This window comes from Isoptericola sp. NPDC056618 (assembly GCF_042792715.1).
Taxonomy (GTDB): Bacteria; Actinomycetota; Actinomycetes; order Actinomycetales; family Cellulomonadaceae; genus Isoptericola; species Isoptericola nanjingensis.
In genome coordinates this window covers 87,294-111,566 of sequence record NZ_JBHTVZ010000006.1, presented here as the reverse complement: position 1 = coordinate 111,566, position 24,273 = coordinate 87,294, and the positions used below count along the sequence as shown (strand labels likewise).

Sequence of the window (24,273 nt, the reverse complement as noted above, 5' to 3'; positions counted from 1 at the left end):
TCGACCGCCTGTGCGGCAGGGGCGGAGGTCAGGCGGGCGCGACGATGAGGTCCACGAGGACCTCGAGCATGGCGCTGGCGTCCTTGCGGGAGGTCTCGGCGGGGAGCATCGCCGCGCGCTGGCCGGCCTCGTGCGCGCCCAGCAGCAGGTCGATGGCGACGTGCTCGTCGACGGCGAAGCGGAGGCCGAGGGCGGACATGACGCGGTTCAGCGCGGCGATCATCTCCCCGCGGAGCACCTGCTGCTGGTCCACGTAGCGCTGGGCGATCTGCGGGTCGCGCAGCGCGAGCAGCTCGAACTCGAGCTCCATGACGCACCAGGAGGCCTTCGCGGCCTGGTCGGGCAGCACCGACGCGATGACCTCGCGCACCGTGGCGCGGAACCCCTCCGGGGTCTGCAGCGCGGCGGGGTCCACCGTGGTGACCGCCTTCTCGAGGGCGCCGAGGTGGCCGCGCGCCTCGCGCTCCGTGAGCGCCAGGAAGAGCTCCTCCTTGCTCGCGAAGTTCGAGTAGAACGCGCCCCGGGTGAAACCGGCGGCCTCGCACACGGCCTCGATCGACGCGGCCTGGACGCCCACCTGCGCGAACACCTCGAAGGCGGCGTCGAGCAGGCGCTCGCGGGTGCGCTCGCGCCGGGGCGAGCGCTCGGGGGCGACCGTAGCCTCGTCGGGAGTCGCGCTCTCGGTGGTCAGGGGGTCCTCCTCGGGATGCTGCCGGTACGGGCCCGGTGCGGGCGCCGCGCCCGGCCGGGCCCACTCTAGCCAATACAGCGGCGTATCGGATACGTTCGTGCATCGGATACAGTGCCGTATCGAACCCCTGCTCCGTCGTCCCGGGAGAGCCTGTGTCCTCCGTCCTGTACTCCCTCGGCCGCTGGGCCGCCCGGGCCCGGCGGCTCGTCGTCATCGGCTGGGTGCTGGTGCTCGCCGTCGTCGGCGGCGCGGCCGGCCTGCTCTACCAGGGCTTCGACAACTCCGTGACCATCCCGGGCACCGAGTCGCAGGACGCGCTCGACAGCCTGTCCGCCACGTTCCCGCAGGTCAGCGGGTCGTCCGCGCAGATCATCGTCGTCGCGCCCGACGGCTCCACGATCGACGACGACGCGATGCGCGGGCCCATCGAGGACACGGTCGACGACCTCGGTGAGCTCGACCAGGTCGCCGCCGTCACCTCCCCGTACGACGACCAGATGGCCGCGTCGGTCAACGACGACGACACGGCCACGCTGCTGACGATCCAGCTCGACGGCGACCAGTCCGTCATCACCGAGGACACCAAGGACGCGCTGCGCACCGCGAGCGACGACCTCGCCGCCGCGCTCCCGGCCGGGTCCCAGGCCAGCCTGGGTGGCGAGCTGTTCAGCGTCGAGTTCCCGGCCCTGAGCATCATCGAGGCGATCGGCGTCGTCGTCGCGCTCGTGGTCCTCATCATCACGCTCGGCTCGTTCGTGGCGGCGGGCCTGCCGCTGGTCAACGCGCTCATGGGCGTGGGCGTGTCGATGCTCCTGCTGCTCACGGCCACCGTGTTCGGCCCGATCAACTCCACGACGCCGATGCTGGGGCTGATGCTCGGCCTCGCGGTGGGCATCGACTACGCGCTGTTCATCGTGTCCCGGCACCGCGAGCAGCTCGCGGCCGGGCTCGGGGTGGACGAGTCGATCGCGCGCGCCACCGCGACGGCGGGCTCCGCGGTGATCTTCGCCGGCCTCACGGTGATGATCGCCCTCGTGGGCCTCGGCGTCGCGGGCATCCCGTTCCTCACCGTGATGGGCATCGCCGCCGCCGTCGCGGTCGGCATCGCCGTCCTCGTCTCGCTCACGCTGCTGCCCGCGCTGCTGTCGTTCTCGGGGGAGCGGCTGCGGCCGCGCGCCCCGCGCGCCGCCCGCAAGGCGAAGGGCAAGGCGAAGGGCAAGGCCAAGCGGGCCGCCGCGCCCGCCGACGGCGTCCACCGCAACCGGTTCTTCGACGGCTGGGTGCGCGGCGCCACCCGCTTCCCGGTCCTCACGATCGTGCTCGTCGTGGGCGCCATCGCCGCCCTCGCCTGGCCGGCCACGAACCTCCGCCTCGCCCTGCCGGACGCCGGCACGCTGCCGGAGGAGAACAGCGCCCGCGTCACCTACGACCTGGTGGGCGAGGAGTTCGGCGAGGGCTTCAACGGCCCGCTGATCGTCACCGGCTCGATCGTCACCAGCAACGACCCCGTGACGCTCATGGACGACCTCGGCGACGAGATCGCGGACCTGCCCGGCGTCGCCGACGTCCCGCTGTCCACGCCGAACCCGTCCGCCGACACCGGCATCATCCAGGTGGTCCCCGAGGGCGGCCCGACGTCGCAGGAGACCAAGGACCTCGTCAACGAGATCCGCGACCAGCACGACCACTACCTGGAGAAGTACGGCGTCGACCTGTCCGTCACCGGCTTCGCCGCGGTCGGCATCGACGTCTCCGACAAGCTCGGGGCCGCGCTGCTGCCGTTCGGCCTCGTCGTCGTGGGCCTGTCGCTCGTGCTGCTGACGATGGTGTTCCGCTCGATCTGGGTGCCGATCAAGGCCTCGCTCGGCTACCTGCTGTCCGTCGGCGCGGCCTTCGGCGTGGTGACCCTCGTGTTCGAGAACGGCGTCCTCGCGGAGGCCCTCAACGTCACCAAGCTGGGCCCCGTGATCAGCTTCATGCCGATCATCCTCATGGGCGTGCTGTTCGGCCTGGCGATGGACTACGAGGTCTTCCTCGTCTCCCGCATCCGGGAGGACTACGTGCACGGCGGCGACGCGCGCCGCGCCGTGCGCACCGGCTTCCTCGGCTCGGCCAAGGTCGTCACCGCCGCCGCGGTCATCATGTTCGCCGTCTTCGTCGCGTTCGTGCCCGAGGGCGACATGACCCTCAAACCCATCGCTCTCGGCCTCGCGGTCGGCGTGCTCGTGGACGCGTTCGTCGTGCGCATGACGCTCGTGCCCGCCGTGCTCCATCTCCTGGGCGACCGGGCCTGGCACATGCCGCGCTGGCTCGACCGCGTCCTGCCCACGTTCGACGTCGAGGGCGAGGGCCTCACGAAGGAGCTGCGGCTCGCGTCGTGGCCCGAGCCGGACGCGACGGACGCCGTCGCCGCGCGCGACCTCGAGGTCGCGGGGCCCGACGGCTCGCCGGCTCCGGTGGTCGGTCCCGTCAGCGTGCGCGTGCCCGACGGTGGCGCCCTGTGCGTGCACGGCGACGCCGCGGCCCCCGTGTCCGCGCTGCTGCTCGCCCTCGCCGGGCGGATGGCGCCCGACGCGGGCGCCGTGAAGGTCACCGGCCTGGTGCTGCCCGAGCGCGCGATGACGGTGCGCGGCCGCGTCGCCGTCGTCGACGCCCTCGCGGAGCACGGCCGACCCGCCGCGACGGTGGACGCCGCGGTGCGCGACGGCGCCCGGGTCGTGGTCGTGGACCGCACCGACGCCGTCGCCGACCGTCCGGCCCGCGAGGCGCTCGCCGCCGCGCTCGCCCGGGCGCAGCGCGGTGGGACGGCGGTGCTGCTGGGCGCCAGCGGCGTCGCGGCGACCGACCTGCTCGACGACGGCACGGGCCGCGAGGTCGCCGTGCTCGACGTCGGCGCCGGCTGGGGCGCGCCGAGCGCGCTCACCGGGGCGGACGTGCCACCCCCCGCGCCTGGCGACGCGCACGCCCCCGTGCCCGCGGAACCCGACCGCGCGGCCACGGACGAGATCGACAACCCCATCGAGGGTGACACCCACGTGCAGGAGGTGCGGGCATGACCGCCCCGACCATCGCCACCCGGGCGCGCCGCGACCCCTGGCGCATCGCCGCCGTCGCGCTGCTGCCGATCATGGTGCTCGGGCTGCTGCTCGCCGCGCTGTGGAACCCGCAGGACCGGCTCGACCAGGTGCCGGCGGCCATCGTCAACCTCGACGAGCCGGTCGAGGTCCAGGGGCAGACCGTGCCGCTGGGCCGCCAGCTCGCGTCCGGCCTGGTCAGCGGCGGCGAGACCGCCGAGGGCGCGAAGGCCGCGCAGCCCGCCGAGGACGCGACGAACTTCGACTGGACGATCACCGACGAGGAGTCGGCGGCGGACGGCCTCGCGAACGGCACCTACGCCGCCGTCGTGACCATCCCGGAGGACTTCTCCGCGGCCGCCACGTCGTACGGGAACGACGACCCGTCCGAGGCACGCCAGGCCACCATCGACGTCAGCACCCCGCCCGGTGGCCGCGTGGCCGACGACGCGCTCGCCCGCGTCGTCGCCGCCACCGCGACGTCCGTCATGTCGAGCACGCTCACCGAGACCTACGTCGACAACGTGCTCGTCGGCTTCAACGACCTCTCCGACGGCATCGGCCAGGCGCAGGACGGCGCCGTGCAGCTCGCCGACGGCGCGGGCCAGACGGAGGACGGCGCCGACCAGCTGGCCGACGGCGCGGGACAGGTGGCCGACGGCGCGGGCGACCTCGCCTCGGGCGTGGGCGAGCTCGGGACCGGGGCGGACCAGCTCGCCTCGGGCGCGGACGACCTGGCCGGAGGCGCGAGCCAGCTCGCGGGCGGCGTCTCGCAGAGCGCCTCGGGCGCGGACGGCATCGCGAGCGGGGTCGAGGACCTCGCCGCGGGGACGAAGGGACTCGCCGCGGGCGCGAGGGACCTCTCCGACGGCCTGGCGCTGCTGTACGAGGGCACCCCCGAGCAGCCCGGCGTCTCCGCCTTGCCGAAGCAGGCGCAGCAGCTGGCCGACGGCTCGGCCGGCGTCGCGGACGGCGTCGACGAGCTGGTCGGCAGCCTCACGGGTGCGGCCGGCACGGCGGGTGACGCGCTGACAGACCTGGCCGACCGGCTCGGCTGCGCCGGCACACCGGGGGAGCTGCTGCCGCCGGAGCTCCAGGACCTGCTGACGCCCGAACAGCTCGAGGAGCTCGGCAAGGCGCTCGCGGGCCAGAGCGCCGACGCGTGCGCGCAGATCGAGGACGCCCAGGCGGGCCTCGCCGAGCAGACAGGCCAGCTCGGGCAGCTGCAGGATGGCGCCCGGCAGGTCGCGGACGGCAACCAGGCGATGGCGACCGGCCTCGGCATGCTCTCGGGCGGCGTCGGCGACCTGTCCGAGGGGGCCGACGGCCTGGCCGGCGGCATGGAGGAGACGGCGTCCGGCGCGGGCGACCTCGCGAAGGGCGCCCGCGGCCTCGCCGACGGCCTGGGCTCGCTGAGCACCGGGGCCTCCACCCTCGCGGGCGGGGCGGGCGAGCTCGCCACCGGCACGCAGGGGCTGGCCTCCGGCGTGGGCGAGCTCGGCGGCGGCGCGGACCAGCTCGCCACCGGCACCGAGGGCATCGCCTCCGGCGCCGGCGACCTGGCGGGCGGCGTGGGCCAGCTCGCGTCGGGCGCGGGCGACCTGGCCTCCGGCCTCGACGACGCGAAGAACCAGATCCCGACGTACACGGACGACGAGCGCAAGACGCTCGCGTCGGTGGTCGCGGAGCCGGTAGCGGCGCCGTCGGCCTCGGGCATCAGCACGGGGGCGTCGGGCCCGCTGTTCGCGGTGGTCGCGCTGTGGCTCGGAGCGCTGGCCCTCATGACGGTGTTCCCGCCGGTCGCGGCGCGGGCCCTGGGCTCCACGCGCGACTCGGTGCGCCTCGCGCTGTCGGCGTTCTGGCTGCCGGCCGCGGTCGGCGCGGGGACGGGCGCGCTGATCGGCGTGATCCTCGCGGCGGTCGAGAAGCTCGACGCGGGGGGATGGGTCGGGTCGATCCTCGTGGGGGCGGTCGCGTCGGTGGCGTTCGTCGCCGTGCACCAGGGCTTCCTCGGCTGGCTCGGCAACCTGGGGCGCGGCATCAGCCTGCTGATCGCCGTCCTGCTCATCGCGACGGGCGTCGTCGCGACCGTGCCCGCCGTGCTGCAGGGGCTGGTCGACGCGCTGCCGATCGGGGCCGCGCGCGACGCCCTGACGGCGGTGGTGGTGCCTGCGGCCGGCGGCCTCGGGATGGGGGTGACCCTGCTGGTGCTGTGGGGGCTGGGCGGTCTGGCGCTGGCGGCGCTCGTCACCGCCCGGGGTCGACGGCTCGGCGTCGGGCGCCTGCTGCGCGCCTGACCGGCCGCGCAGGACCGCCGGGCGACGGTCAGCCCAGCAGCCCCGGGCAGCGGGCGGCGGCGCGCTGCCAGCGCAGCACGAGGAGGGTGTCGGCGCGCCGCCGGGCGGCCTTGCCGAGGTGGGCGACCTGGCGGTGCTCGAGGAGCGCGTGCAGGTCGTGGTCGAGCGCCCAGGAGAGGGCGCGTCGGACGTCGTCGAAGTCGGGCGAGAGCAGGGTTGGTGCGGGTCTCACGTCAGGGAGAGATGTCCGACTCGCCGGTTTGTGACATCGGGTGTGTCACAGGTCTGCACCAGACTCGCCGCATGGACCTCACCCAGGCGCGCGAGACCAAGGCACAGCTCACCGACTTCGCCCGTGACCTGGCCGAACGGCACGGCGTGCCCGCCAGTCCGTACGCGGTCGGCGACGACGCGACCCCAGCGGACGTGGTGCGCGCGCCCACCCTGTCGCTGGGTCTCGCGCCCCAGGGCGACGGCGCGTACGGCATCGCGGTCCGCTACCGGCTCGGGGTCCCGACGGCGCGGTCGTTCGTGCGCAAGCTGGCCGCCGAGGCGGGCGACGCCGTCGACGTCCGGCGTACCGGACGCATCCGGACGCTCGGCGCGCAGGCCCGCCCGCCCGTCGCCACGGCGCGCGCCCTCGGGGAGACGGACAGGGTGCGGCCCCTGCGGCCCGGGGTCTCGGTCGCGCACGTCGACGTCACCGCGGGCACGCTCGGCGCGTTCGTGGTCAAGTCCGGCGAGGAGGGCGCGCGCTACGTGCTGTCCAACTTCCACGTGCTCGCGGGATCGCCGTCCGCGCAGGTCGGCGACGTCGTCGTGCAGCCCGGCCCGGCCGACGGCGGCCGCGCTCCCGGGGACCGGGTCGGCACCCTCGCGCAGGTGGTGCCGCTGACGCCCGGCGCGCCGGCCACCGTGGACGCGGCGCTCGCCCTCGTGGACGACGGGATCGAGATCGACCCGACGTACCCGGTGGGCGCGGTGACCACCACCGCCGTGGCGGCGGGCGACGAGGTGGTCGCGAAGATCGGGCGCACCACGGCGCACACGCAGGGCAGGGTCACGGCCATCGAGATGGACGACGTCGTCGTCGGGTACGGCGACGAGCTCGGCGCGCTGTCCTTCGACAACCAGATCGAGGTGGAGGGCACCGGTGGCACGTTCTCGCGCGGCGGCGACTCCGGCTCGCTCGTCTACCGCGAGGACGGCGTCGCGCTCGGCCTGCTGTTCGCCGGCTCCGAGACCGGCGGTGCCGACGGCTCGGGGCTGACCTACTGCAACCCGGTCGGCGCCGTCCTCGAGGCGCTGGGCGTCACCCTCGTGCCGAGGTAGCCCTGGATTCGTCGAGCTACCCCGGCCGGTGGCTCAGCCCCAGGTGAGCAGGTCCTCGCCGTGCTCGACCATCGTGCCGACCTGCGCGAGGTGGTCGACGGCGTCGGGCGTGGCCTCGAGCGCGACGACGGGGCAGACGGCGGACTTGCCGCCCGCGCGCACCGCCGCCGGGTCCCAGGTGACCAGCACCGTGCCGCGCTGCACGACGTCGCCCTCGGACGCGTGGGTGGTGAAGCCCTCGCCGCCGAGCTTGACGGTGTCGATGCCGAGGTGCACGAGCACGGCGCGGCCGTCGTCGTGCTGGACGACGAACGCGTGCGGGTGCAGCTTGACGATCGTCCCGGTGATGGGTGCGACCGCCTCGGCCCCGCGGACGCCGTCGGGCTCGATCGCGAGGCCGGGGCCGACGAGGCCGGCGGCGAACACCGGGTCGTCCACCTCGGACACGTCGACGACGGTGCCGGTGACGGGCGCGAGGACGGTCAGCGCCGTCATCAGCGCAGGTCCTCGATGTCGGAGGCGAGGGTGTCGGCCTCGGGGCCGACGATGACCTGGATGGCGACTCCTGAGCGCACGACCGCGATGGCGCCCGCCTTCGTGAGGTCGGCGTCGATCACCTTGGCGGGGTCCTCGACCTCGACACGGAGCCGGGTGATGCACGGCTCGAGGTCGATGATGTTGTCGTCGCCGCCGAGCGCGTCGAGGATCTGCTGTGCCTTGCTCATGATGCTCCTTGGTGGGTCCGGGTGGAGATTCCGGGGGTCGGTGGGTACGGGGCCTGGCTCACATGAGCTCGGCGAGGTCGGACGCGATCGTGTCGACGCGGGGGCCGACGACCACCTGCACGACCCGCCCGTTGATCATCACGCCGAAGGCCCCGGCGCGCTTGAGCAGCGCGGCGTCGACGAGCGCCGGGTCCTTGACGAGGGACCGCAGCCGGGTCGTGCACGGGTCGATCTCCTCGATGTTCTCCACCCCGCCGAGACCGGCGAGGATCGAGGCGGCGAGCTGCGCGTCGGGGTCGGGCGTGCTCATCGGGGGCTCCCTTCGGGGATGCGTCCGGGGGGTGCGGAAGGCTGGACGGCGCGGCCGGCGTCGGTGCCGGGGTCGGTGGACCGGGTGCGGGGGACGAGCGTGGGCCGCGCCTCGCGCAGGGGCACGAACACGCTGTACCGGTCGCCGCGGTAGCAGGCGCGGGAGTACATGACGGCGGCGTCCCCGCCGAAGGTGCGGCGGGCGGTGCGCATGACGGCGCGGGAGCCCTGCATCTGCAGGGCCTCCAGCTCCTCGGGGGTGGCGTCGGCGGCGGTGATGACCTCCTCGCCCCAGGTCGGGTCGAGGCCGCGCTCGCGCAGGGCGGCGTAGATGCTCTCGGGCACGCCGTCGTCGAGCAGGTCGGGGGCGAGGTCGACGGGGATCCAGGACTCCTCGACGCTCATCGGGTTGCCGTCGGCGGTGCGCAGCCGCACCACGTGGTGCACCGGGGTGCCGACCTCGCGGTCCAGCGCCTCGGCGACAGCGGCGGGTGAGGGGCGCTGCTCGCACCGCAGCACCGTGGCGCCGGGCGTGAGGCCGCGGCGTCGCGCCTCCTCGCCGAACGTCGTCAGGCGCATCTCGAAGTCGGCGCGGGGCGGCGCGACGAACGTGCCGCGGCCCTGGGCGCGCTCGAGCACGCCCTCCGTGACGAGCGCGTCGATCGCCTGGCGCACCGTCATCCGCGAGACGCCGAACTTCTCGGTGAGGCTGCGCTCGGACGGGATCGCGTCGCCGACGGAGAGCTCGGTCGTGACCAGGTCGGCGAGGTACGCGCGCACCGCGACGTACTTGTGCTCGCCGGGGCGAGCGCCGTCCCTGACCATCCTCGTGTCCTGTCCTGCCCTGTGATCGGCATCGATCTGCGTGCTGTGCGACATCGGGACCAGTATCGGGGTTCGGCCGTCACCGGTGCGCTGTCTCCCCGGCGGGAGCGCGGGGTTGACACATCATGAGGTCTAGACCACTCTTCCTGCAAGTGGTCCAGACAACCTGCCGGTGGCAGCGTGTGGATCACCGGCAATGACGCCCCGACGTCGCGACACTGCCGCCGGACGACGCAGGCACGGCCTGCAGGACATGCCCGCCCCCCGGGCCATCCATCGGAGGAGAACCATGACCACGGTCGCAGAGACCAAGCAGAAGCGGGGATTCCCCGGCCTGGCGCAGCTACAGCGCGTCGGTCGTTCGCTGATGCTGCCCATCGCCTCGCTGCCCGCCGCCGCGCTGCTGCTGCGTCTGGGGCAGCCCGACATGCTGGGTGCCGGCGGCGTGGCCGGCACGCTCCCGTGGATGCAGCCCGTCGCCGACGTCCTCGGAGCCGCCGGCAACGCGCTCTTCGCGAACCTGGCGATGATCTTTGCCCTCGGCGTGGCCATCGGGTATGCCCGCAAGGCGGACGGCTCCACCGGTCTCGCCGCGCTCATCGGCTACCTGGTCTTCAAGGGCGTCACGGACGCGTTGTCGCCCACCATCCTGGGCCTCCCGGCCGAGGGTGAGGAGCAGGAGCTCATCAACTACGGCGTGCTCGGCGGCATCGTCATCGGCCTCACGGCCGCGCTGCTGTACCAGAAGTACTACCGGATCAAGCTGCCCGCCTACCTCGCGTTCTTCGGCGGCCGTCGCTTCGTCCCGATCGTCACCGCCGGCGTCTCCGTGATCATCGGCGTGGTCTTCTCGCTCATCTACCCCGCCTTCGACTGGCTGTTCAACGACCAGATCGGCGGCTTCGTCACCGGCTCCACCGTGATCGGCGCGTTCGTGTACGGCACGCTCAACCGCCTGCTCGTGCCGATCGGCCTCCACCATCTGCTCAACTCGCTGCCCTGGTACCAGTTCGGCTCCTACACCGACAGCGCGGGGAACGTCGCGCACGGCGACATCTTCCGCTTCCTCGCCGGCGACCCCACGGCCGGGACGTTCATGACCGGCTTCTTCCCGATCATGATGTTCGCGCTGCCCGCCGCCGCCCTCGCCATCGTGCACACCGCGAAGCCGAAGAACCGCAAGGTCATCGCGGGCGTCATGGGCTCCGCGGCGCTGGTCGCGTTCGTCACCGGCGTCACCGAGCCGCTCGAGTTCGCGTTCGTCTATGTCGCCTACCCGCTGTACGCGATCCACGCCGTGCTCACCGGCACCTCGATGGCGCTGGTCAACGCGATCGGCATCCGCGACGGGTTCGGCTTCTCCGCGGGCGTGATCGACTACCTGCTGAACTTCCGCATCGCCGAGATGCCGCTGCTGCTCATCCCGATCGGGCTCGGCTACGCGGTCATCTACTACTTCCTGTTCCGGTTCGTCATCACGAGGTGGAACCTCAAGACCCCGGGCCGCGAGGACGACCCCGAGGCGGCTGCCGCCGTCGTCGGCGACCAGGCCGTGAGCGACCAGAAGGAGGCCGTCGCGATCGGCACGGACGCTTCTCCGGCCGGGGACGGTTCCGCGAAGGGCAAGGACGCGGTCTGATGAGCACCACCCTCACCGGTGCCCCGGTGAGCCCCGGGCGGGCGGCCGGCGTCGTCGTGACGATGCCGGCCCCCGTCCCGGAGCCCTCGGAGGCGACCCTCGACACGTCCGACGCCTCCGGCGCCGACGACGCGGTGTCCCGCCTGGGCGCCGCGACGTCGGCCGTCCGGGACCGCCTCGCCGCCCAGGCGGCGCAGGCCACGGGGACCGCGGCGGACGTGCTCGCCGTGACGGCCGCGATGGCGGCCGACCCCACGCTCGCGTCCGACGCCGAGCGGCGCGTGCGCGAGTCCGCCGCGACCCCCGAGCGGGCCGTGTGGGACGCCGCGAACGCCCTCGCCGCCCAGCTCGAGCCGCTCGGCCCGCCGCTGAGCGAGCGGGCCCGCGACGTCCGCGACGTGCGGGACCGCATCGTCGCCGAGCTCAGCGGGGTGCGGCCTCCGGGCGTCCCCTCGCCGGGGCACCCGTTCGTGCTGGTCGCCGAGGACCTGGCCCCCGCCGACACGGCGACCCTCGACCCGGAGGCGGTCGTCGCGATCGTCACCAGCGGCGGCGGCCCCACCTCGCACACGGCGATCCTGGCGCGCGCGCTCGGCATCCCCGCCGTCGTGGCCGCCCGCGGGGCCGACGACCTCGCCGACGGCGAGACCGTCGTCGTCGACGGCGGCGCCGGCACCGTGCTGCGTGACCCGTCGGACGCCGAGGTCGAGGCCGCGCGGGACGCCGTGCGCGTGGAGCGCGAGTTCGACGGCCACGGCCGCACGGCCGACGGGCACCGGGTCGAGCTGCTCGCCAACGTGGCCGACCCGCAGGCGGCGCAGGCCGCCGTCGCCGCGCACGCCGAGGGCGTGGGGCTGTTCCGCACCGAGTTCTGCTTCCTCGGGCGCGACGTCGAGCCGACGGTCGAGGAGCAGGTCGCCGCCTATCGCGGCGTGCTGTCCGCGTTCGCCGGCCGCAAGGTCGTGGTGCGCACCCTCGACGCGGGGGCGGACAAGCCGCTGCCCTTCGTCACGGCCGACGACGAGCCCAACCCGGCGCTCGGCGTCCGGGGCCTGCGCACCGCCGTCGCGCACCCGGAGGTGCTGGACCGGCAGCTGCAGGCGATCGCCGCCGCCGCGGAGGCGGAGTCCGCCGACGTCTGGGTCATGGCGCCGATGGTCGCCACGACCGACGAGGCGCGGTCGTTCGTCGCAGCGTGCGAGCGGCACGGGCTGCGGCGGGCCGGCGCGATGATCGAGGTCCCCGCCGCCGCGCTGCGGTCGCGGTGGGTCTTCGAGCACGCCACCTTCGGCAGCATCGGCACCAACGACCTCACGCAGTACGCGATGGCCGCCGACCGGATGCTCGGCGACCTGGCCGCGCTGTCCACGTCGTGGCAGCCCGCGGTGCTCGAGCTGGTGCGCGCCACCTGCGAGGGCGCGCACGCCCACGGCAGGCCGGTCGGGGTGTGCGGGGAGGCGGCGGCCGACGCCGTCCTGGCCCCCGTGCTCGTGGGCCTGGGCGTGACGTCGCTCTCCATGACGCCGCGAGCGCTCGCGGACGTCGCGGCGGTGCTGGCCGAGGTGTCGTTCGCCCGGTGCCGCGACCTCGCCCGGGTGGCCCTGGAGCAGCCGGACGCCGACGCCGCCCGCGCCGCCGTCCGGCGTGAGCTGGCCGACGTCCTGGAGCCCCTCGGCCTCTGAGCGCGCCGGCCACCCACGACACGGGCGTGGGTCACGCGAAGAGGGCGTCCCCGTACTTCAGCAGGACGGCGGCCACGAGCAGCGCGAACCACGCGGCGGTGAGGATGCCGAACGCGCCGGAGCGCACCAGCGACATCGCCCACGACTGCAGCCGGGCGGGCCAGTAGAGGGCGTCCTCGAGGATGTTCCAGTGCAGCATCGACGCGAACACCAGCGTCGTGGAGACGGTGATCGTCAGGCACCACGGGCACAGCGCGCCGATGACGAACATCGACTGCCAGAGCAGCCAGTACGCGAAGAGGAAGCCGAGCAGGTAGACGGTCTGGGCGGCCGTCATGAACCAGCGCGGGAACCGCACCCCGGCCAGGCCGGCCACGGCCACGGTGATGACCACGGACTCGGCGATGAGTCCGAGGAACGCGTTGGGGAAGCCGAACAGGCTGGCCTGCCACGACGTGCCGACCGTGCCGCACGAGATGACCGCGTTGATGTCGCACGCCAGCGCGGCGTCCGGGTCGGCCGCCAGCTCGACGGCGTCGACCGAGAGCACGAAGGCGGCGACCAGCCCGACGAGCGCCCCGACGAGCATCTCGCCGAACAGCCAGCCGGCCGAGTGGAAGAACCCGCTCGGCCGGGCGGGCCGGTCCGTCAGGCCACCGCTTCCTGCGACAGGAACTCGACGAGGGCGTCGAGCGCGGTGGTGGCGTCGTCGCCGTCGGTCTCGGTGCGCAGCACCACCTCGTCGCCCACCGAGGCGCCGAGGGTCATGATCCCGAGGATGCTCGCGGCGTCCACGGCGTCGCCGCCGGCGGTCTTGGCGATCTTCACCGGCACCGGCTGCTGGCCGGCCTTCTGCGCGAAGAGCGCGGCCGGGCGGGCGTGCAGGCCCTCGGTGATGGCGACGACGACGGTGCGTTCCACGGTGTCCTCCGAGACGAGAGGTGGTCTGGACCAGTTCATCGTAGGGACGAGTCGCCGGGTTGGGAAGTCGCGCGCGCCCGGTCGATCGCCATCCCCACGGAGTCGAGCAGCCGCTCCAGCGACGCCTCGAACGGCGTGGCCTCGGCGTCGAAGCCGCCCGCGTCCCAGATCCGCAGCATGGTGGGGTAGCGCTGCGGGTCGAAGTGGTCCACCCAGAAGCTGCTCATCGACGTCCAGTACTCGTCGTTGCTCTGGCCCGAGGCGTCCTTCTCTGCGGACTCCGCGACGGTGGAGCGTGCCAGCCCGCGCACGAACGCGTCGAGGAGCCCGACGATCTCCACCACCTGGCGCTCCGGCAGCCCGGTGTCCACGAGGGTGCGCAGCCCGCACTCCTGCGCGTCGAGGACGGACGGGGTGAGCGGCAGGCGCCACATGTTGGTCTGCAGGATCCACGGGTGGCGCTGGAACAGCTCCCAGTGCGCCCGGGCGTACGCCGCCAGGCCGTCGCGCCACGTCGCCCTGGCGGGCGGCAGCGCGAGCTCGGCGAACGCGCGGTCGATCATGAGGTCCAGCAGCTCGGTGCGCCCCGGCACGTACGTGTAGAGCGACATCGCGCCGACGCCGAGCCGCCCCGCGACCTTCCGCATCGACAGCCCCTCGAGCCCCTCGGCGTCGGCGATCGCGGTGCCCGCGCCGATCACGTCGTCGAGGGTCAGCCGGGCCCGGCGGCCGCGGCCCGACGGCTGCGGCGGGTCCCACAGGAGGGCCAGCCGCCGCACGACCTCGGGCGGGCGGGGGACGCCGTCGTCCGGCGGTTGCGGCGAGGTGCTCGACGGCGAAGTGCTCGACATGGCTCGTCATCCTCCCATCCCTGTCGTCCGGTCTGCCCCTGGGTCTTGTCGGACCCCATGGCTAGAGTCGAGACTAGTTCCAGTACAGCGTACGAGAGAGGGAATCGCCATGATCCGAGCACGAGGGCTGACCAAGACGTTCAGCCGTCGCAAGGAGACCGTCGAGGCGGTCAAGGGGATCGACGTCGACGTCGCGGAGGGCGAGCTCGTCGCCTTCCTCGGGCCCAACGGGGCCGGCAAGTCCACGACGTTGCGGATGCTGACGTCGCTGCTGGAGCCGACGGCGGGGGAGGCGACCGTCGCCGGCTACGACGTCGTCAAGAGCCCGGCGCAGGTCCGCGCCCGGCTGGGCTTCATCGGGCAGGGCAACGGCGGCGGCTTCAGCTACAAGGTCGTCGACGAGCTCCACAACCAGGGCCGCTTCTACGGGCTGCCGCCCGAGGTGTACCGGGAGCGGGCCGCCGACCTCATGGCGGCGCTCGAGCTGGGCGGCCTCGAGAAGCGGTCCGTGCAGTCGCTGTCGGGCGGCCAGCGCCGCCGGCTCGACGTCGCGCTCGGGCTGATGAACCACCCGCCGCTGCTTTTCCTCGACGAGCCCACCACCGGTCTCGACCCGCACTCGCGGGCCAACCTCTGGGGGCACATCACCGCGATGCGCGAGCGGTACGGGATGACGGTCGTGCTCACCACGCACTACCTCGACGAGGCGGACAGCATGGCCGAGCGCGTCGTCGTCATCGACCACGGCGAGATCATCGCGGACGCCGCGCCCGACGCCCTCAAGCGCCGGTATGCGGACGACACCCTCACCGCCGTCGTCGCGACCGACGACGGCGCGGCGGTCCGGTCCGCGCTCCCCGACGGCCTGGGCGACGTCGAGGTCACGGCGCACGGCGCCGGGATGCAGGTGCGGGTCGGCACGGCGCAGGGGGCCGAGACGCTGCCCGTCGTCATCGAGGCGCTGCGGGTGGCCGGCATCGCCACGACGTCGGCGAGCGCCCGCCAGGCCAGCCTCGACGACGTGTTCCTCAACCTCACCGGCCGGAGCCTGCGCGAGGAGGCGGCAGCATGACCGAGCAGACCACCACCACCGCGACGACGGCGCAGCACGAGGCGCCGCGGATCGTCACGCGCACCGGGCCGGGCAAGTTCGTCACGGACACCGGGGCGGTGTTCACCCGCGAGATCCTGCTGGTGCTGCGCGACCCGTTCACGCTGATCTTCTCGCTGCTGCAGCCGCTGATCTTCCTCGGCCTGTTCGGGCCGCTGCTCACCGGCACGTTCGGCGGCGGGTTCGGGGGCGGGGGAGCGAGCACCGCGGACACGCTGCAGTGGTTCGTGCCCGGCGTGATCGTCATGATCTCGCTGTTCGGCACCTCGATGACCGGCTCGAACCTGCTGTACGAGATCATGACCGGCTCCTACGAGCGGGTGCTCGCGACGCCGCTCGACCGCTCGGCGATCCTCGTGGGCCGCGCGCTCAAGGAGTTCGCGCCGCTGCTGGTGCAGGGGCTCATCATCGCCGCGGTCTGCATCCCGTTCGGGTTCACGTTCCACGTGCTGCCCGCCCTCGCGGGCCTGGTGCTGCTCGGTGTCTTCGGCGTCGGGATCGGGGCGCTGTCGCACGCGCTGGCCCTCGCGTCGAAGAACCGCGAGTGGCTGTTCTGGGGCGTGCAGCAGTCGCTGCTGTTCCCGCTGCTCATCCTGTCCGGGATGATGCTGCCGCTCGAGGCCGGCCCGTCGTGGATGCAGACGGCGGCGAAGTTCAACCCGCTCACCTACATGGTCGACGCCGAGCGCGTGCTGTTCGGCGGCACGTTCGTCGACCCCGCCGTCCTGTGGGGCGCGGTCGCCGCGGCCGCCACGTGCGCCGTCGGCCTCGTCGTCGGCATCCGGGCGACCCGCAAGGCCGTCTGATCGAGGAGGGCGTCGTGGGTGTGATCGTGGCCCTGTCTCCCGCCGGAACAGGGCCAGGATCACACCCACGACGCTCTCGTCAGCGGCCGGTGTTGTTCATCTCGTCCGGGTGCGAGCCGATGCGCTCGCCGCGGTCGAGGCCGGTGATGGCGGCCATGTCGTCGCCGGAGAGCTCGAAGTCGAAGATCTCCAGGTTCTCGCGGATGCGCGACGGCGTCGCGGACTTGGGGAAGACGACGTCGCCGCGCTGCACGTGCCAGCGCAGCACCACCTGGGCGGGGGTGCGGCCGTGCTCGGCGGCGATGCGGGCGAGCGTCGGGTCCTCCAGCACGCGGCCGCGCCCGAGCGGGGACCAGGCCTCGGTGACGATGCCGTGCTCGGCGTCGAACGCGCGGACCTCCTCGTTGCCGAACCACGGGTGGATCTCCACCTGGTTGACGGCGGGCACCACGGTGCCCTCGGCCAGCACGCGACGCAGGTGGTGCGGCTGGAAGTTCGAGGTGCCGATCGCGCGGGCCCGGCCGGAGCGGTACAGCTCCTCCAGGGCGCCCCACGCCTCGACGAACCGGCCGACGGCGGGCAGCGGCCAGTGGATGAGGAACAGGTCGACGTGGTCGAGGCCGAGCTCCTCGAGGGAGCGGTCGAAGGCCTCCAGGGCGGCGTCGTGCTCGTGGAACGCGTTGTTCAGCTTGGTCGTGACGAAGAGCTCGTCGCGCGGCAGCCCGGCCGCGGCGATGGCCTCGCCGACCCCCCGTTCGTTGCGGTACATCTGCGCGGTGTCGATGTGCCGGTAGCCCGCCTCGAGGGCGGTCAGCACCAGCTCGCGCGTCTCCTCCGGCGGGACCTTGAAGACGCCGTAGCCGAGCTGCGGGATCGACGTGCCGTTGTTCAGGGGCAGGGACGGGATCTCGGTGCTCATGTCACCCATCTTGTCCCGGACGGCGTGGCGTCGCGCGGCCGTCCCGTCCGCCGGGGCAGTCCCCACCGTGCCGAGGTAGTACGGGTCGTGCCGAGGTGGTACGACATCCCGCGAGGTAGTCCCGCGGCGACTACCTCGCGGTTCCCCGTACCACCTCGCGGGTGCTGACGGCGCTGCGTGATCGATCCCATGGCGCCCGGGGTCGCCGTCGACGCGGTGTCGGGAGCAGGCTGGAGGCGTCGTCGCGGCGCTGCACGACCCGGCGGGGTGGCCGGCGGCGACGGCGCCGCCGCGTGGTCAGCGCGGACCGGCCGCCCCGCCGTCGTCCGGTGCGCAGCAGCCGTCGCCGCACCCGTCGCCGCAGGTGTCGCACCCGTCCTCGTCCGACGCGAGGAGCGCGCCGACGGGGGTGCAGCAGGCGTCGCCGCGCCAGGCCTCGACGCCCTCGCGCACCGCGAACCCGGCGATGACGAGCGCCGCGAGCGGGTCGGCCCACGACCAGCCGAGCGTCGCGTTGAGGACGAGCCCGACCAGCAGCACCGCCGACAGGTAGGTGCAGATCAGCGTCTGCTTCGAGTCGGCGACGGCGGACGCCGAGCCGAGCTCGCGGCCGGTGCGCCGTTCGGCCCACGACAGGAACGGCATGATCGCGAGGCTGACGGCGGCGAGCGCGATGCCGACGGGGGAGTGGTCCGGCTCGGCCGCGCCGAGCAGCGTGCGGGCGGCGTCGACGGTGACGAACAGGGCGAGGCCGAAGAACGACACCGCGATGAGGCGCAGCGCCGTGCGCTCGCGGCGGTGCGGGTCCGGCGCCGCGAACTGCCACGCGACCGCGGCCGCCGACAGCACCTCGACCACCGAGTCCAGACCGAAGCCGACCAGCGCCGCCGACGACGCCGCTCGCCCCGCTGCGATGGCCACGACCGCCTCGACGACGTTGTACGCGATCGTCGCGGCGACGGTCCAGCGCACCCGGCGCTCGAGCAGCGCGCGCCGGGCGGGCGGGACGGGGCGGAGCGGGAGGGCGGTCACGGTCCCGACCGTACACGGATGCCTGTACCGTCGGCCAGAGGTCTGGGGCGTCCCGGCGTCGCGCGGCAGGCATGCTGTACCCATGTCGAAGAGCCTTCCCCTGCCCCCCACGGTGATCGACGACGACCGCGAGGTGCGGTTCGTCGCGGGGACGAACCAGTTCGCGATGCGTCTCAAGGACGGTCACCTGCACGTGCGCGCAATCGTCGACGGCGAGGACGAGGCGCAGATCTCGGTCGCTCCGACGTCGAGGAGCACCCTCGACCTGCGCATCCAGCGCCGGTCGCCGCAGGGTCCCGTGGAGGTCGAGGGGCCGACCGTGCGGTAGGGGCTCCTCCGGGCGCAGGTCACGCCGCCCGGGCTGTGGTCCTGTCGGCGGGTGGCGCACAATGGAGGGGTCGGAGGTGTTCCATGGTCACGATCGACGAGGCGCGCGCCGCCAAGCCCGCCCTGCGTGAGGCGCTCCAGAGCGTCGAGGGGGTGCGCGGCGTCGGGCTCGCCCAGCGCGGAGACGAGACGGACTGGGTGCTGCAGGTGAACGTCGTCTCCCTCAGCGCGCGCAAGGACGTGCCGCCCCAGGTGGACGGCGTCCCCGTGCAGGTGACGGTGGTCGGCGCGGTCACCGCGTTCTGACGCGCTGAGGTCCTGACGTCAGGCGGCCAGCGCCGCCAGCGCGGCCACCTGCTCCAGCAGCTCGTCCGCCCCGACGGTGTCGTTCGGGTCGAGGAGCACCCGCGACACCGCTCCCAGCAGCAGCATCTGCACGAGCGCGCCCTGCGCGTCGGGGACGCCGAAGAGCTCGGCCAGCGCGGTGCGGGCGTGCGCGTTGTCGGCGGAGACGGCGGCGGCCCGCTCCGGGTCGCGCGCGGCGGCCGCGACGAGCTCGAGCTGCACGGCCCAGAGGGCACGGTCGTCGGCGACCGATGCCATGACGCGCTCCCACACCGCGCGGAACCGCTCGCCCGGCGACGCGCCCAGGTCCTCGGCGCCGATGGACTCCAGCACGTCGCCCCAGTCGCGCAGCGCGTCGACGAGGGCCGCGTCGAGCAGCGCCTCCTTGCTCCTGAAGTGGTACCCGATCGCCGCGAGGCTCACGCCTGCCGTGGTGGCGATGTCGCGTGCCGACGTGCGGGCGTACCCCTTGTCGCGGAGGCAGGTCCGGGCGGCGGCGAGGAGGGCGGCCCTGTTGTCGGTGGAGCGCATGGCCCCATGCTAGCTCGAACGTCTGATACGAACGTCTTGCACGATCGTCTCAATGAGGTCTAGCGTGGTGCGCGCCACCTTCCCCAGGGTCAGGAGAATTCCCATGAACCGCTCCGTCCTCGTCTCCGGCGGCGGCGTCGCCGGCCTCGCCCTCGCGCACCGGCTCGCCGCCCGTGGCGACGTCGTGACCGTCGTCGAGCACGCGTCCGCGCCCCGCGTCGGCGGCTACAAGGTCGACGTGCGGGGCGCCGCACTCCAGGTGCTGGACCGCATGGGCCTGCTCGTGGAGGCGCGGGGCCTGCGCACGGAGGTCCGCGCGGGCACGGTCGTCGACGCCCGCGGGCGCCGGGCCGCCAGCATGGACGGCGACACCTTCGGCGGGCGCGTGCACGACGACGTCGAGCTGCTGCGCGGCGACCTCCACCGCCTCCTGCGCGAGGGTGCTGCCGACGCCGAGCGCGTCTACGGCGACTCGATCCGGTCCCTGGTGGACACCGGCGACGGCGTGGAGGTCGAGCTCGCCTCGGGTCGCACCGGGCGCTACGACGTCGTCGTCGGGGCCGACGGACTCCGCTCCCGGACGCGGGACCTGGTACTCGGGCCGGACGAGCGGCACGTCGTCGACCTGGGGTACTACGTGGCCGTGGCGACCGTCCCCAACCGGCTGGGTCTCGACCGCGAGGAGGTCACGTACGTGGGGCCCGGCCGCACCGCGCTGGTCTACGCCACGGCGCGGGAGGAGGGCGCGCGGGCGATGTTCCTGTGGTCGTCGGCGCCGCTCGGCCACCGCGACCTCGGGCGCGAGGAGCGCGAGCGGCTGCTCGCCGACGCGTACGCCGGCGAGGGCTGGGAGGTGCCCGGCCTGCTGGCCGACGTGCCCGCCTCGCCCGACCTGCTGTTCGACTCCCTCAGCCAGGTGCGCGCCGAGCGGTGGTCGGCCGGTCGCACGGTGCTGCTCGGCGACGCCGCGTACTGCGCGTCGGCGGCGTCCGGCCAGGGCACGAGCCTCGCGCTCGTCGGCGCGTACGTGCTGGCCGCCGCCCTCGACGCGCACGACGAGCCGGCGGCGGCGTTCGCCGACTACGAGCGCCGGATGCGCCCGTTCGTGGCGGCGAACCAGGCGCTCGGACCCGCGAACGTCAAGCGGATGGTGGTGGGCACCCGCGGGCAGGTGCGCGCCTCGCTCGCGATGCTGCGGGTCATGGACAGGCTGCCCGGCAAGGACCGCATGATGGCCGCGATGACGGCGCCCATCCACCGCGCGGCGAACGGGATCGAGCTGCCCCCGCTGGTCAGCTGACCGGGCTCGTCGGGCGCGGCGCTCTCGCTCGTCGCGGGCCGCGCCCGCGAGACGCCAGGTGCCGCAGCAGCCGCTCGGCCGGGCCCTGGACGCCCCGGCGGTCCAGCGCGGCCGAGACGACGACCGTGGCCGCCCAGACCACGACGGCCAGCGCCGTCGCCGCCGCCGTGCCCAGGGAAGCGCCCAGTCCGGCGAAGGGCAGGGTCAGGAGGAGCACGAACACCACGGACTGGCTGAGGTACGCGCTCAGGGAGCGTCGGCCGGTGGCGGCGACCGCGCTGACGACGGTCCCGGGACGGGCGGGGGCGCGGTCCGCCAGCAGGGCGAACGCCGCCGCGAGCCCCAGGCCGCCCGCCACTCCGGTCAGCGCATGGACGACGGCGAGGGTCACGGAGCCGGTGGTGCCCGGCACGGGGAGGTAGCCGCCCACGACGAGCCCGCTGGGGGCACCGCCGACCACGGCCAGCACCAACCCGACCAGCGCCGTCCGGCGCAGCAGCCGTCGGTGGAGGAACGGCTGCTCGAGGACGCGGTGCCGGGCGGCGACGACGCCGACGAGGGCCGCGGCGACCACCGGGAGCAGCGCGAACGGCGCCATGACCCACTCCATCGGGCGGGAGGCGAGCGCGGCGAGCGGGTCGGCCATCTCGAACGACCAGAGGAAGCCGCGTTCCGGCCCCGTCGCCAGGCCGTAGACCAGGCCGGTGACGACGGCGGCGGGCACCATCCACAGCCCGGCGACCCACAGCAGCGCGCGGTCCGAGCGTCGCAGCAGCACCGCGAGCAGCAGGCCGACGACCCCGTACCAACCGAGGATGTCGCCCGGGAAGAGGAGCACCCCGTGGACCGCGCCGAACGCGATGAGGACGAGGCTGCGCCGCCGCTGGAGCCGCCGGACCTCCGCGTCGCCGGCGCCGTCGCTCCGCCGCCGCTCGGACAGCTGGACCATCCCGTACCCGAAGAGGAACGCGAACAGCGGGTAGGCGCGCCCGTCGACCAGCGTCACCACGGCGGCGGACACGGCGTGGTCCGCCGCGCCGTCCTCGACGACGTGCTGGCGAAAGCCGTACGGGCGACCGACCAGGTAGATCATCACGTTCGCCACGGCGATCAGCGCCAGCATCCAGCCGCGGGCCAGGTCCGGGGCCAGCGACCGTCCGAGGAGCGACGGCGCCGAGGGCGGTCTTTCGGGCGCGGTCGCGGGGCGAGGGCTCATGCCGTCACGCTAGGGAGCGGCAGGTCGGGCGCGGGTCCCCCGGTCGGCTGCCGTTCCCGCCTGCGCGGACGGACACCGCCGTCCACCGGACGGACGACGCGCCACCCGGCTGCGAGGTCACCCTCCGTGCGGAGGAGCCCCGATCGCCCGGTCGTAGACGACGTCGAGCTGCGTGGCGAGGCGCCAGCCCTCGGCGAGGACGACCAGCAGGCCGACCACGGCGGTGAGCAGGCCGAGGAAGTACGGCACGTCGTCGCTCGGCGGCATCTCGTCGTCCACGAGGAGCATCGCGTCGACGTTCATCTGCGTCGCACCGCCGTGACGCGGGTGAACCCGGGGGATCCCGCAGAATGGACCGGTGAGCACCTCCCGCCTGCCCCGTGTCCGCGCGTCCGAGCTGGTCGGCCGCGGCTGGCTCAACACCGGCGGCCGCGACGTCGCCCTATCCGACCTGCGCGGCAAGGTCGTTGTGCTCGATTTTTGGACCTTCTGCTGCATCAACTGCCTGCACGTGCTGGACGAGCTGCGCGAGCTGGAGGAGCGGCACCGCGACGAGCTGGTGATCGTGGGCGTGCACTCGCCCAAGTTCGCGCACGAGGCCGACCCGGACGCGCTGGCCGCCGCCGTCGAGCGGTACGAGGTGCGACACCCGGTGCTCGACGACCCGGAGCTGGTGACCTGGGGCGCGTACACCGCCCGCGCCTGGCCGACGCTCGTCGTCGTCGACCCGGAGGGGTACGTCGTGGCGCAGATGGCCGGGGAGGGGCACGCGTCGGCGATCGAGGCGATCGTCGACGAGCTGGTCGCCGAGCACGACGCGAAGGGCACCCTGCACCGCGGCGGCGGGCCGTACGTGCCGCCCGAGCCCACGTCGGGCACGCTGCGCTTCCCGGCCAAGGCGGTCGCGCTGCCGGGCGGGAACCTGCTCGTGGCCGACGCCGGGCACCACTCGCTGGCCGAGCTCGGGCCCGACGGCGAGACCCTTCTGCGGCGCATCGGCTCCGGCGAGCGCGGGCTCGCCGACTCCCGCGGCGACGCGGCCCCCGACGAGGCGCGGTTCAGCGAGCCGAACGGCCTGTGCCGGGTGCCGGACGAGCTGCGCCCCGCGCTCGGCTACGACGTGCTCGTCGCGGACACGGTGAACCACGCGCTCCGCGGCGTCGACCTCGCCACCGGGCGGGTGCGGACGGTGGCGGGCACGGGCGAGCAGTTCATGGTGGGCGGGCAGGAGAACGTCGTCGGGTCGACCGACGCGTTCGACCCCGCCACGGCCTACCCCGCCGCCTCCGTGCGCCTCAGCTCGCCGTGGGACGTCGCGTGGTCGCCGCGCCTGGGTGCGTTCGTCGTCGCGATGGCCGGGAACCACACGCTGTGGGCGTTCGAGCCGCTGGCGGGGACGGTCGCGCTGCTCGCCGGCACGATGAACGAGGGCCTGGAGGACGGCCCCGGCGCCGACGCCTGGTTCGCGCAGCCCTCCGGCCTGGCGCCGGCGACCGGTCCCGGCGCCGCCGACGCGATCTGGCTCGCCGACGCCGAGACGTCGGCCCTGCGCCGGGTGACGCCGGCCGACGACGGGTCGGTCGCCGTGACGACCGCCGTCGGGCAGGGGCTGTTCGACTTCGGCCACCGCGACGGCGCGGCGGGCGAGGCGCTGCTGCAGCACCCGCTGGGCGTGGCGACGCTGCCCGACGGGAGCGTCGTCGTCGCCGACACGTACAACGGCGCGCTGCGGCGGTACGACCCGGCCGCGGACGTCGTGACGACGCTCGCCACCGGCCTCGCCGAGCCGAGCGACGTGCTCGTCGAGGCCTCCGACGACGCGGTCCACCTGCTCGTCGTGGAGTCCGCGGCGCACCGGCTGACGCGGGTCGCGCTGCCGGCGGACGTCGCGGGCGAGGTGCTCGACGCCGGCGCGCACCGCGTGGCGCGCCCGGCGACGGAGGTCGCGCCCGGCGAGCTGCGCCTGGACGTGCCGTTCGTGCCCGCGCCGGGCCAGAAGCTCGACGACCGCTGGGGCCCCTCCACCGAGCTGCGCGTGAGTGCCACCCCGCCCGAGCTGCTGCTCGACGGCGCGGGCGACGGCGTCGACCTGGACCGCGTGCTGGTGCTCAACCCGGACGTCGCCGAGGGCGTGCTGCACGTGACGGCCAAGGCCGCGTCGTGCGACGTCGTCCCGCTCGGCCCGGACGGCGAGCCCGACCCGGACGTCTTCCCCGCCTGCCACCTGGCGCAGCAGGACTGGGGCGTGCCGGTGCGCGTCACGCCCGACGGCGACGCCTCGCTCAGCCTGCCGCTGCGCGGCTGACGCGCGGAGCCGAACTCGGGGCCTAGGGTTCCCGG

Annotated in this window: 25 protein-coding genes; 11 read left to right on the top strand and 14 right to left on the bottom strand. The window is 74.3% G+C overall.

The genetic code is table 11. From position 1 onward, the window contains the following. Positions 1 to 28: 28 nt before the first annotated feature. Positions 29 to 577 carry a TetR/AcrR family transcriptional regulator gene (locus ACFQ8T_RS10330; RefSeq protein ID WP_430546448.1) on the bottom strand — a complete coding sequence of 183 codons (549 nt, stop codon included), beginning with the start codon at positions 575 to 577 and terminating at the stop codon, positions 29 to 31. A gap of 266 nt (positions 578 to 843) precedes the next feature. On the opposite strand from ACFQ8T_RS10330, the gene ACFQ8T_RS10325 reads away from it, so the two are divergent. Both ACFQ8T_RS10325 and ACFQ8T_RS10320 read left to right on the top strand, forming a co-directional pair. After that, on the top strand, positions 844 to 3,747 hold the full coding sequence (locus ACFQ8T_RS10325) for an MMPL family transporter (protein ID WP_430546447.1): 2,904 nt from the start codon (positions 844 to 846) through the stop codon (positions 3,745 to 3,747). Beyond that, on the top strand, positions 3,744 to 6,062 hold the full coding sequence (locus ACFQ8T_RS10320) for a YhgE/Pip family protein (RefSeq protein ID WP_430546446.1): 2,319 nt from the start codon (positions 3,744 to 3,746) through the stop codon (positions 6,060 to 6,062). The genes ACFQ8T_RS10325 and ACFQ8T_RS10320 overlap by 4 nt, the downstream gene beginning before the upstream one ends. Positions 6,063 to 6,090: 28 nt before the next feature. Here the strand turns inward: ACFQ8T_RS10320 and ACFQ8T_RS10315 are convergent, their stop codons facing one another. Next, positions 6,091 to 6,294, bottom strand: a complete 204-nt coding sequence (locus ACFQ8T_RS10315; RefSeq protein ID WP_430546445.1) for a hypothetical protein — start codon at positions 6,292 to 6,294, stop codon at positions 6,091 to 6,093. Between the two features lie 71 nt (positions 6,295 to 6,365). On the opposite strand from ACFQ8T_RS10315, the gene ACFQ8T_RS10310 reads away from it, so the two are divergent. Further along, the gene (locus ACFQ8T_RS10310; RefSeq protein WP_430546444.1) at positions 6,366 to 7,394 is read left to right on the top strand and encodes a hypothetical protein; all 1,029 of its coding nucleotides are present in this window, start codon (positions 6,366 to 6,368) and stop codon (positions 7,392 to 7,394) included. A gap of 33 nt (positions 7,395 to 7,427) precedes the next feature. On the opposite strand, the gene ACFQ8T_RS10305 is transcribed toward ACFQ8T_RS10310, so the two are convergent. Genes ACFQ8T_RS10305 through ACFQ8T_RS10290 form a run of 4 tightly spaced genes read right to left on the bottom strand, consistent with a single transcriptional unit; the run spans position 7,428 to position 9,253 of the window. Beyond that, entirely contained in the window at positions 7,428 to 7,889 is a 462-nt protein-coding gene (locus ACFQ8T_RS10305; protein WP_430546443.1) for a PTS glucose transporter subunit IIA, read from the bottom strand. Continuing rightward, positions 7,889 to 8,119, bottom strand: coding sequence for a PTS transporter subunit EIIB (locus ACFQ8T_RS10300; protein ID WP_429735428.1), 231 nt, complete (start codon positions 8,117 to 8,119; stop codon positions 7,889 to 7,891). The genes ACFQ8T_RS10305 and ACFQ8T_RS10300 overlap by 1 nt, the downstream gene beginning before the upstream one ends. 58 nt (positions 8,120 to 8,177) lie before the next feature. Next, a complete protein-coding gene (locus ACFQ8T_RS10295; protein WP_429765703.1) occupies positions 8,178 to 8,429 on the bottom strand; it encodes a PTS transporter subunit EIIB in 252 nt (83 codons plus the stop codon). Further along, complete coding sequence (locus ACFQ8T_RS10290; RefSeq protein ID WP_430546442.1) at positions 8,426 to 9,253, bottom strand: GntR family transcriptional regulator; 828 nt, start codon at positions 9,251 to 9,253, stop codon at positions 8,426 to 8,428. Before ACFQ8T_RS10290 ends, ACFQ8T_RS10295 begins: the two co-directional genes overlap by 4 nt. Before the next feature lie 289 nt (positions 9,254 to 9,542). On the opposite strand from ACFQ8T_RS10290, the gene ACFQ8T_RS10285 reads away from it, so the two are divergent. Both ACFQ8T_RS10285 and ptsP read left to right on the top strand, forming a co-directional pair. Beyond that, complete coding sequence (locus ACFQ8T_RS10285) at positions 9,543 to 10,892, top strand: PTS transporter subunit EIIC (protein WP_430546441.1); 1,350 nt, start codon at positions 9,543 to 9,545, stop codon at positions 10,890 to 10,892. Beyond that, positions 10,892 to 12,574, top strand: coding sequence for a phosphoenolpyruvate--protein phosphotransferase (gene ptsP, locus ACFQ8T_RS10280; protein WP_430546440.1), 1,683 nt, complete (start codon positions 10,892 to 10,894; stop codon positions 12,572 to 12,574). The genes ACFQ8T_RS10285 and ptsP overlap by 1 nt, the downstream gene beginning before the upstream one ends. 31 nt (positions 12,575 to 12,605) lie before the next feature. Here ptsP and ACFQ8T_RS10275 read toward each other — a convergent pair whose 3' ends face one another. From ACFQ8T_RS10275 to ACFQ8T_RS10265, 3 genes are read right to left on the bottom strand one after another with little or no spacing between them, the layout of a single operon-like run. Then, positions 12,606 to 13,163 carry a vitamin K epoxide reductase family protein gene (locus tag ACFQ8T_RS10275; protein ID WP_430546439.1) on the bottom strand — a complete coding sequence of 186 codons (558 nt, stop codon included), beginning with the start codon at positions 13,161 to 13,163 and terminating at the stop codon, positions 12,606 to 12,608. 59 nt (positions 13,164 to 13,222) lie between these two features. Continuing rightward, positions 13,223 to 13,534, bottom strand: a complete 312-nt coding sequence (locus ACFQ8T_RS10270) for an HPr family phosphocarrier protein (protein WP_430546438.1) — start codon at positions 13,532 to 13,534, stop codon at positions 13,223 to 13,225. Beyond that, a complete protein-coding gene (locus ACFQ8T_RS10265; RefSeq protein WP_430546437.1) occupies positions 13,531 to 14,346 on the bottom strand; it encodes a TetR/AcrR family transcriptional regulator in 816 nt (271 codons plus the stop codon). The genes ACFQ8T_RS10270 and ACFQ8T_RS10265 overlap by 4 nt, the downstream gene beginning before the upstream one ends. 109 nt (positions 14,347 to 14,455) lie before the next feature. Between ACFQ8T_RS10265 and ACFQ8T_RS10260 the strand changes: the two genes are divergently transcribed. Together ACFQ8T_RS10260 and ACFQ8T_RS10255 are read left to right on the top strand one after the other, a co-directional pair. Then, positions 14,456 to 15,418 carry an ATP-binding cassette domain-containing protein gene (locus ACFQ8T_RS10260; protein WP_430546436.1) on the top strand — a complete coding sequence of 321 codons (963 nt, stop codon included), beginning with the start codon at positions 14,456 to 14,458 and terminating at the stop codon, positions 15,416 to 15,418. Next, positions 15,415 to 16,263 carry an ABC transporter permease gene (locus ACFQ8T_RS10255; RefSeq protein ID WP_430546435.1) on the top strand — a complete coding sequence of 283 codons (849 nt, stop codon included), beginning with the start codon at positions 15,415 to 15,417 and terminating at the stop codon, positions 16,261 to 16,263. The genes ACFQ8T_RS10260 and ACFQ8T_RS10255 overlap by 4 nt, the downstream gene beginning before the upstream one ends. A gap of 79 nt (positions 16,264 to 16,342) precedes the next feature. Here ACFQ8T_RS10255 and ACFQ8T_RS10250 read toward each other — a convergent pair whose 3' ends face one another. Both ACFQ8T_RS10250 and ACFQ8T_RS10245 read right to left on the bottom strand, forming a co-directional pair. Then, complete coding sequence (locus ACFQ8T_RS10250) at positions 16,343 to 17,182, bottom strand: aldo/keto reductase (RefSeq protein WP_430546434.1); 840 nt, start codon at positions 17,180 to 17,182, stop codon at positions 16,343 to 16,345. A gap of 297 nt (positions 17,183 to 17,479) precedes the next feature. After that, positions 17,480 to 18,214: a cation diffusion facilitator family transporter gene (locus ACFQ8T_RS10245; protein ID WP_430546433.1), complete on the bottom strand. Its 735-nt coding sequence runs from the start codon at positions 18,212 to 18,214 to the stop codon at positions 17,480 to 17,482. A gap of 82 nt (positions 18,215 to 18,296) precedes the next feature. On the opposite strand from ACFQ8T_RS10245, the gene ACFQ8T_RS10240 reads away from it, so the two are divergent. After that, the gene (locus tag ACFQ8T_RS10240; RefSeq protein WP_430546432.1) at positions 18,297 to 18,542 is read left to right on the top strand and encodes a hypothetical protein; all 246 of its coding nucleotides are present in this window, start codon (positions 18,297 to 18,299) and stop codon (positions 18,540 to 18,542) included. A gap of 83 nt (positions 18,543 to 18,625) precedes the next feature. Further along, positions 18,626 to 18,847 (top strand): hypothetical protein, encoded by a 222-nt coding sequence (locus ACFQ8T_RS10235; protein WP_430546431.1) that lies wholly within the window; start codon positions 18,626 to 18,628, stop codon positions 18,845 to 18,847. Positions 18,848 to 18,865: 18 nt separating this feature from the next. On the opposite strand, the gene ACFQ8T_RS10230 is transcribed toward ACFQ8T_RS10235, so the two are convergent. Beyond that, the gene (locus ACFQ8T_RS10230) at positions 18,866 to 19,417 is read right to left on the bottom strand and encodes a TetR/AcrR family transcriptional regulator (RefSeq protein ID WP_430546430.1); all 552 of its coding nucleotides are present in this window, start codon (positions 19,415 to 19,417) and stop codon (positions 18,866 to 18,868) included. A gap of 103 nt (positions 19,418 to 19,520) precedes the next feature. On the opposite strand from ACFQ8T_RS10230, the gene ACFQ8T_RS10225 reads away from it, so the two are divergent. Continuing rightward, on the top strand, positions 19,521 to 20,717 hold the full coding sequence (locus tag ACFQ8T_RS10225) for an FAD-dependent monooxygenase (RefSeq protein ID WP_430546429.1): 1,197 nt from the start codon (positions 19,521 to 19,523) through the stop codon (positions 20,715 to 20,717). Here the strand turns inward: ACFQ8T_RS10225 and ACFQ8T_RS10220 are convergent. Then, the gene (locus ACFQ8T_RS10220; RefSeq protein WP_430546428.1) at positions 20,710 to 21,933 is read right to left on the bottom strand and encodes a DUF418 domain-containing protein; all 1,224 of its coding nucleotides are present in this window, start codon (positions 21,931 to 21,933) and stop codon (positions 20,710 to 20,712) included. The genes ACFQ8T_RS10225 and ACFQ8T_RS10220 overlap by 8 nt on opposite strands. Positions 21,934 to 22,050: 117 nt before the next feature. Continuing rightward, on the bottom strand, positions 22,051 to 22,236 hold the full coding sequence (locus ACFQ8T_RS10215) for a hypothetical protein (RefSeq protein ID WP_430546427.1): 186 nt from the start codon (positions 22,234 to 22,236) through the stop codon (positions 22,051 to 22,053). 55 nt (positions 22,237 to 22,291) lie between these two features. Between ACFQ8T_RS10215 and ACFQ8T_RS10210 the strand changes: the two genes are divergently transcribed. Further along, on the top strand, positions 22,292 to 24,238 hold the full coding sequence (locus ACFQ8T_RS10210; RefSeq protein WP_430546426.1) for an NHL domain-containing thioredoxin family protein: 1,947 nt from the start codon (positions 22,292 to 22,294) through the stop codon (positions 24,236 to 24,238). Positions 24,239 to 24,273 lie beyond the last annotated feature (35 nt).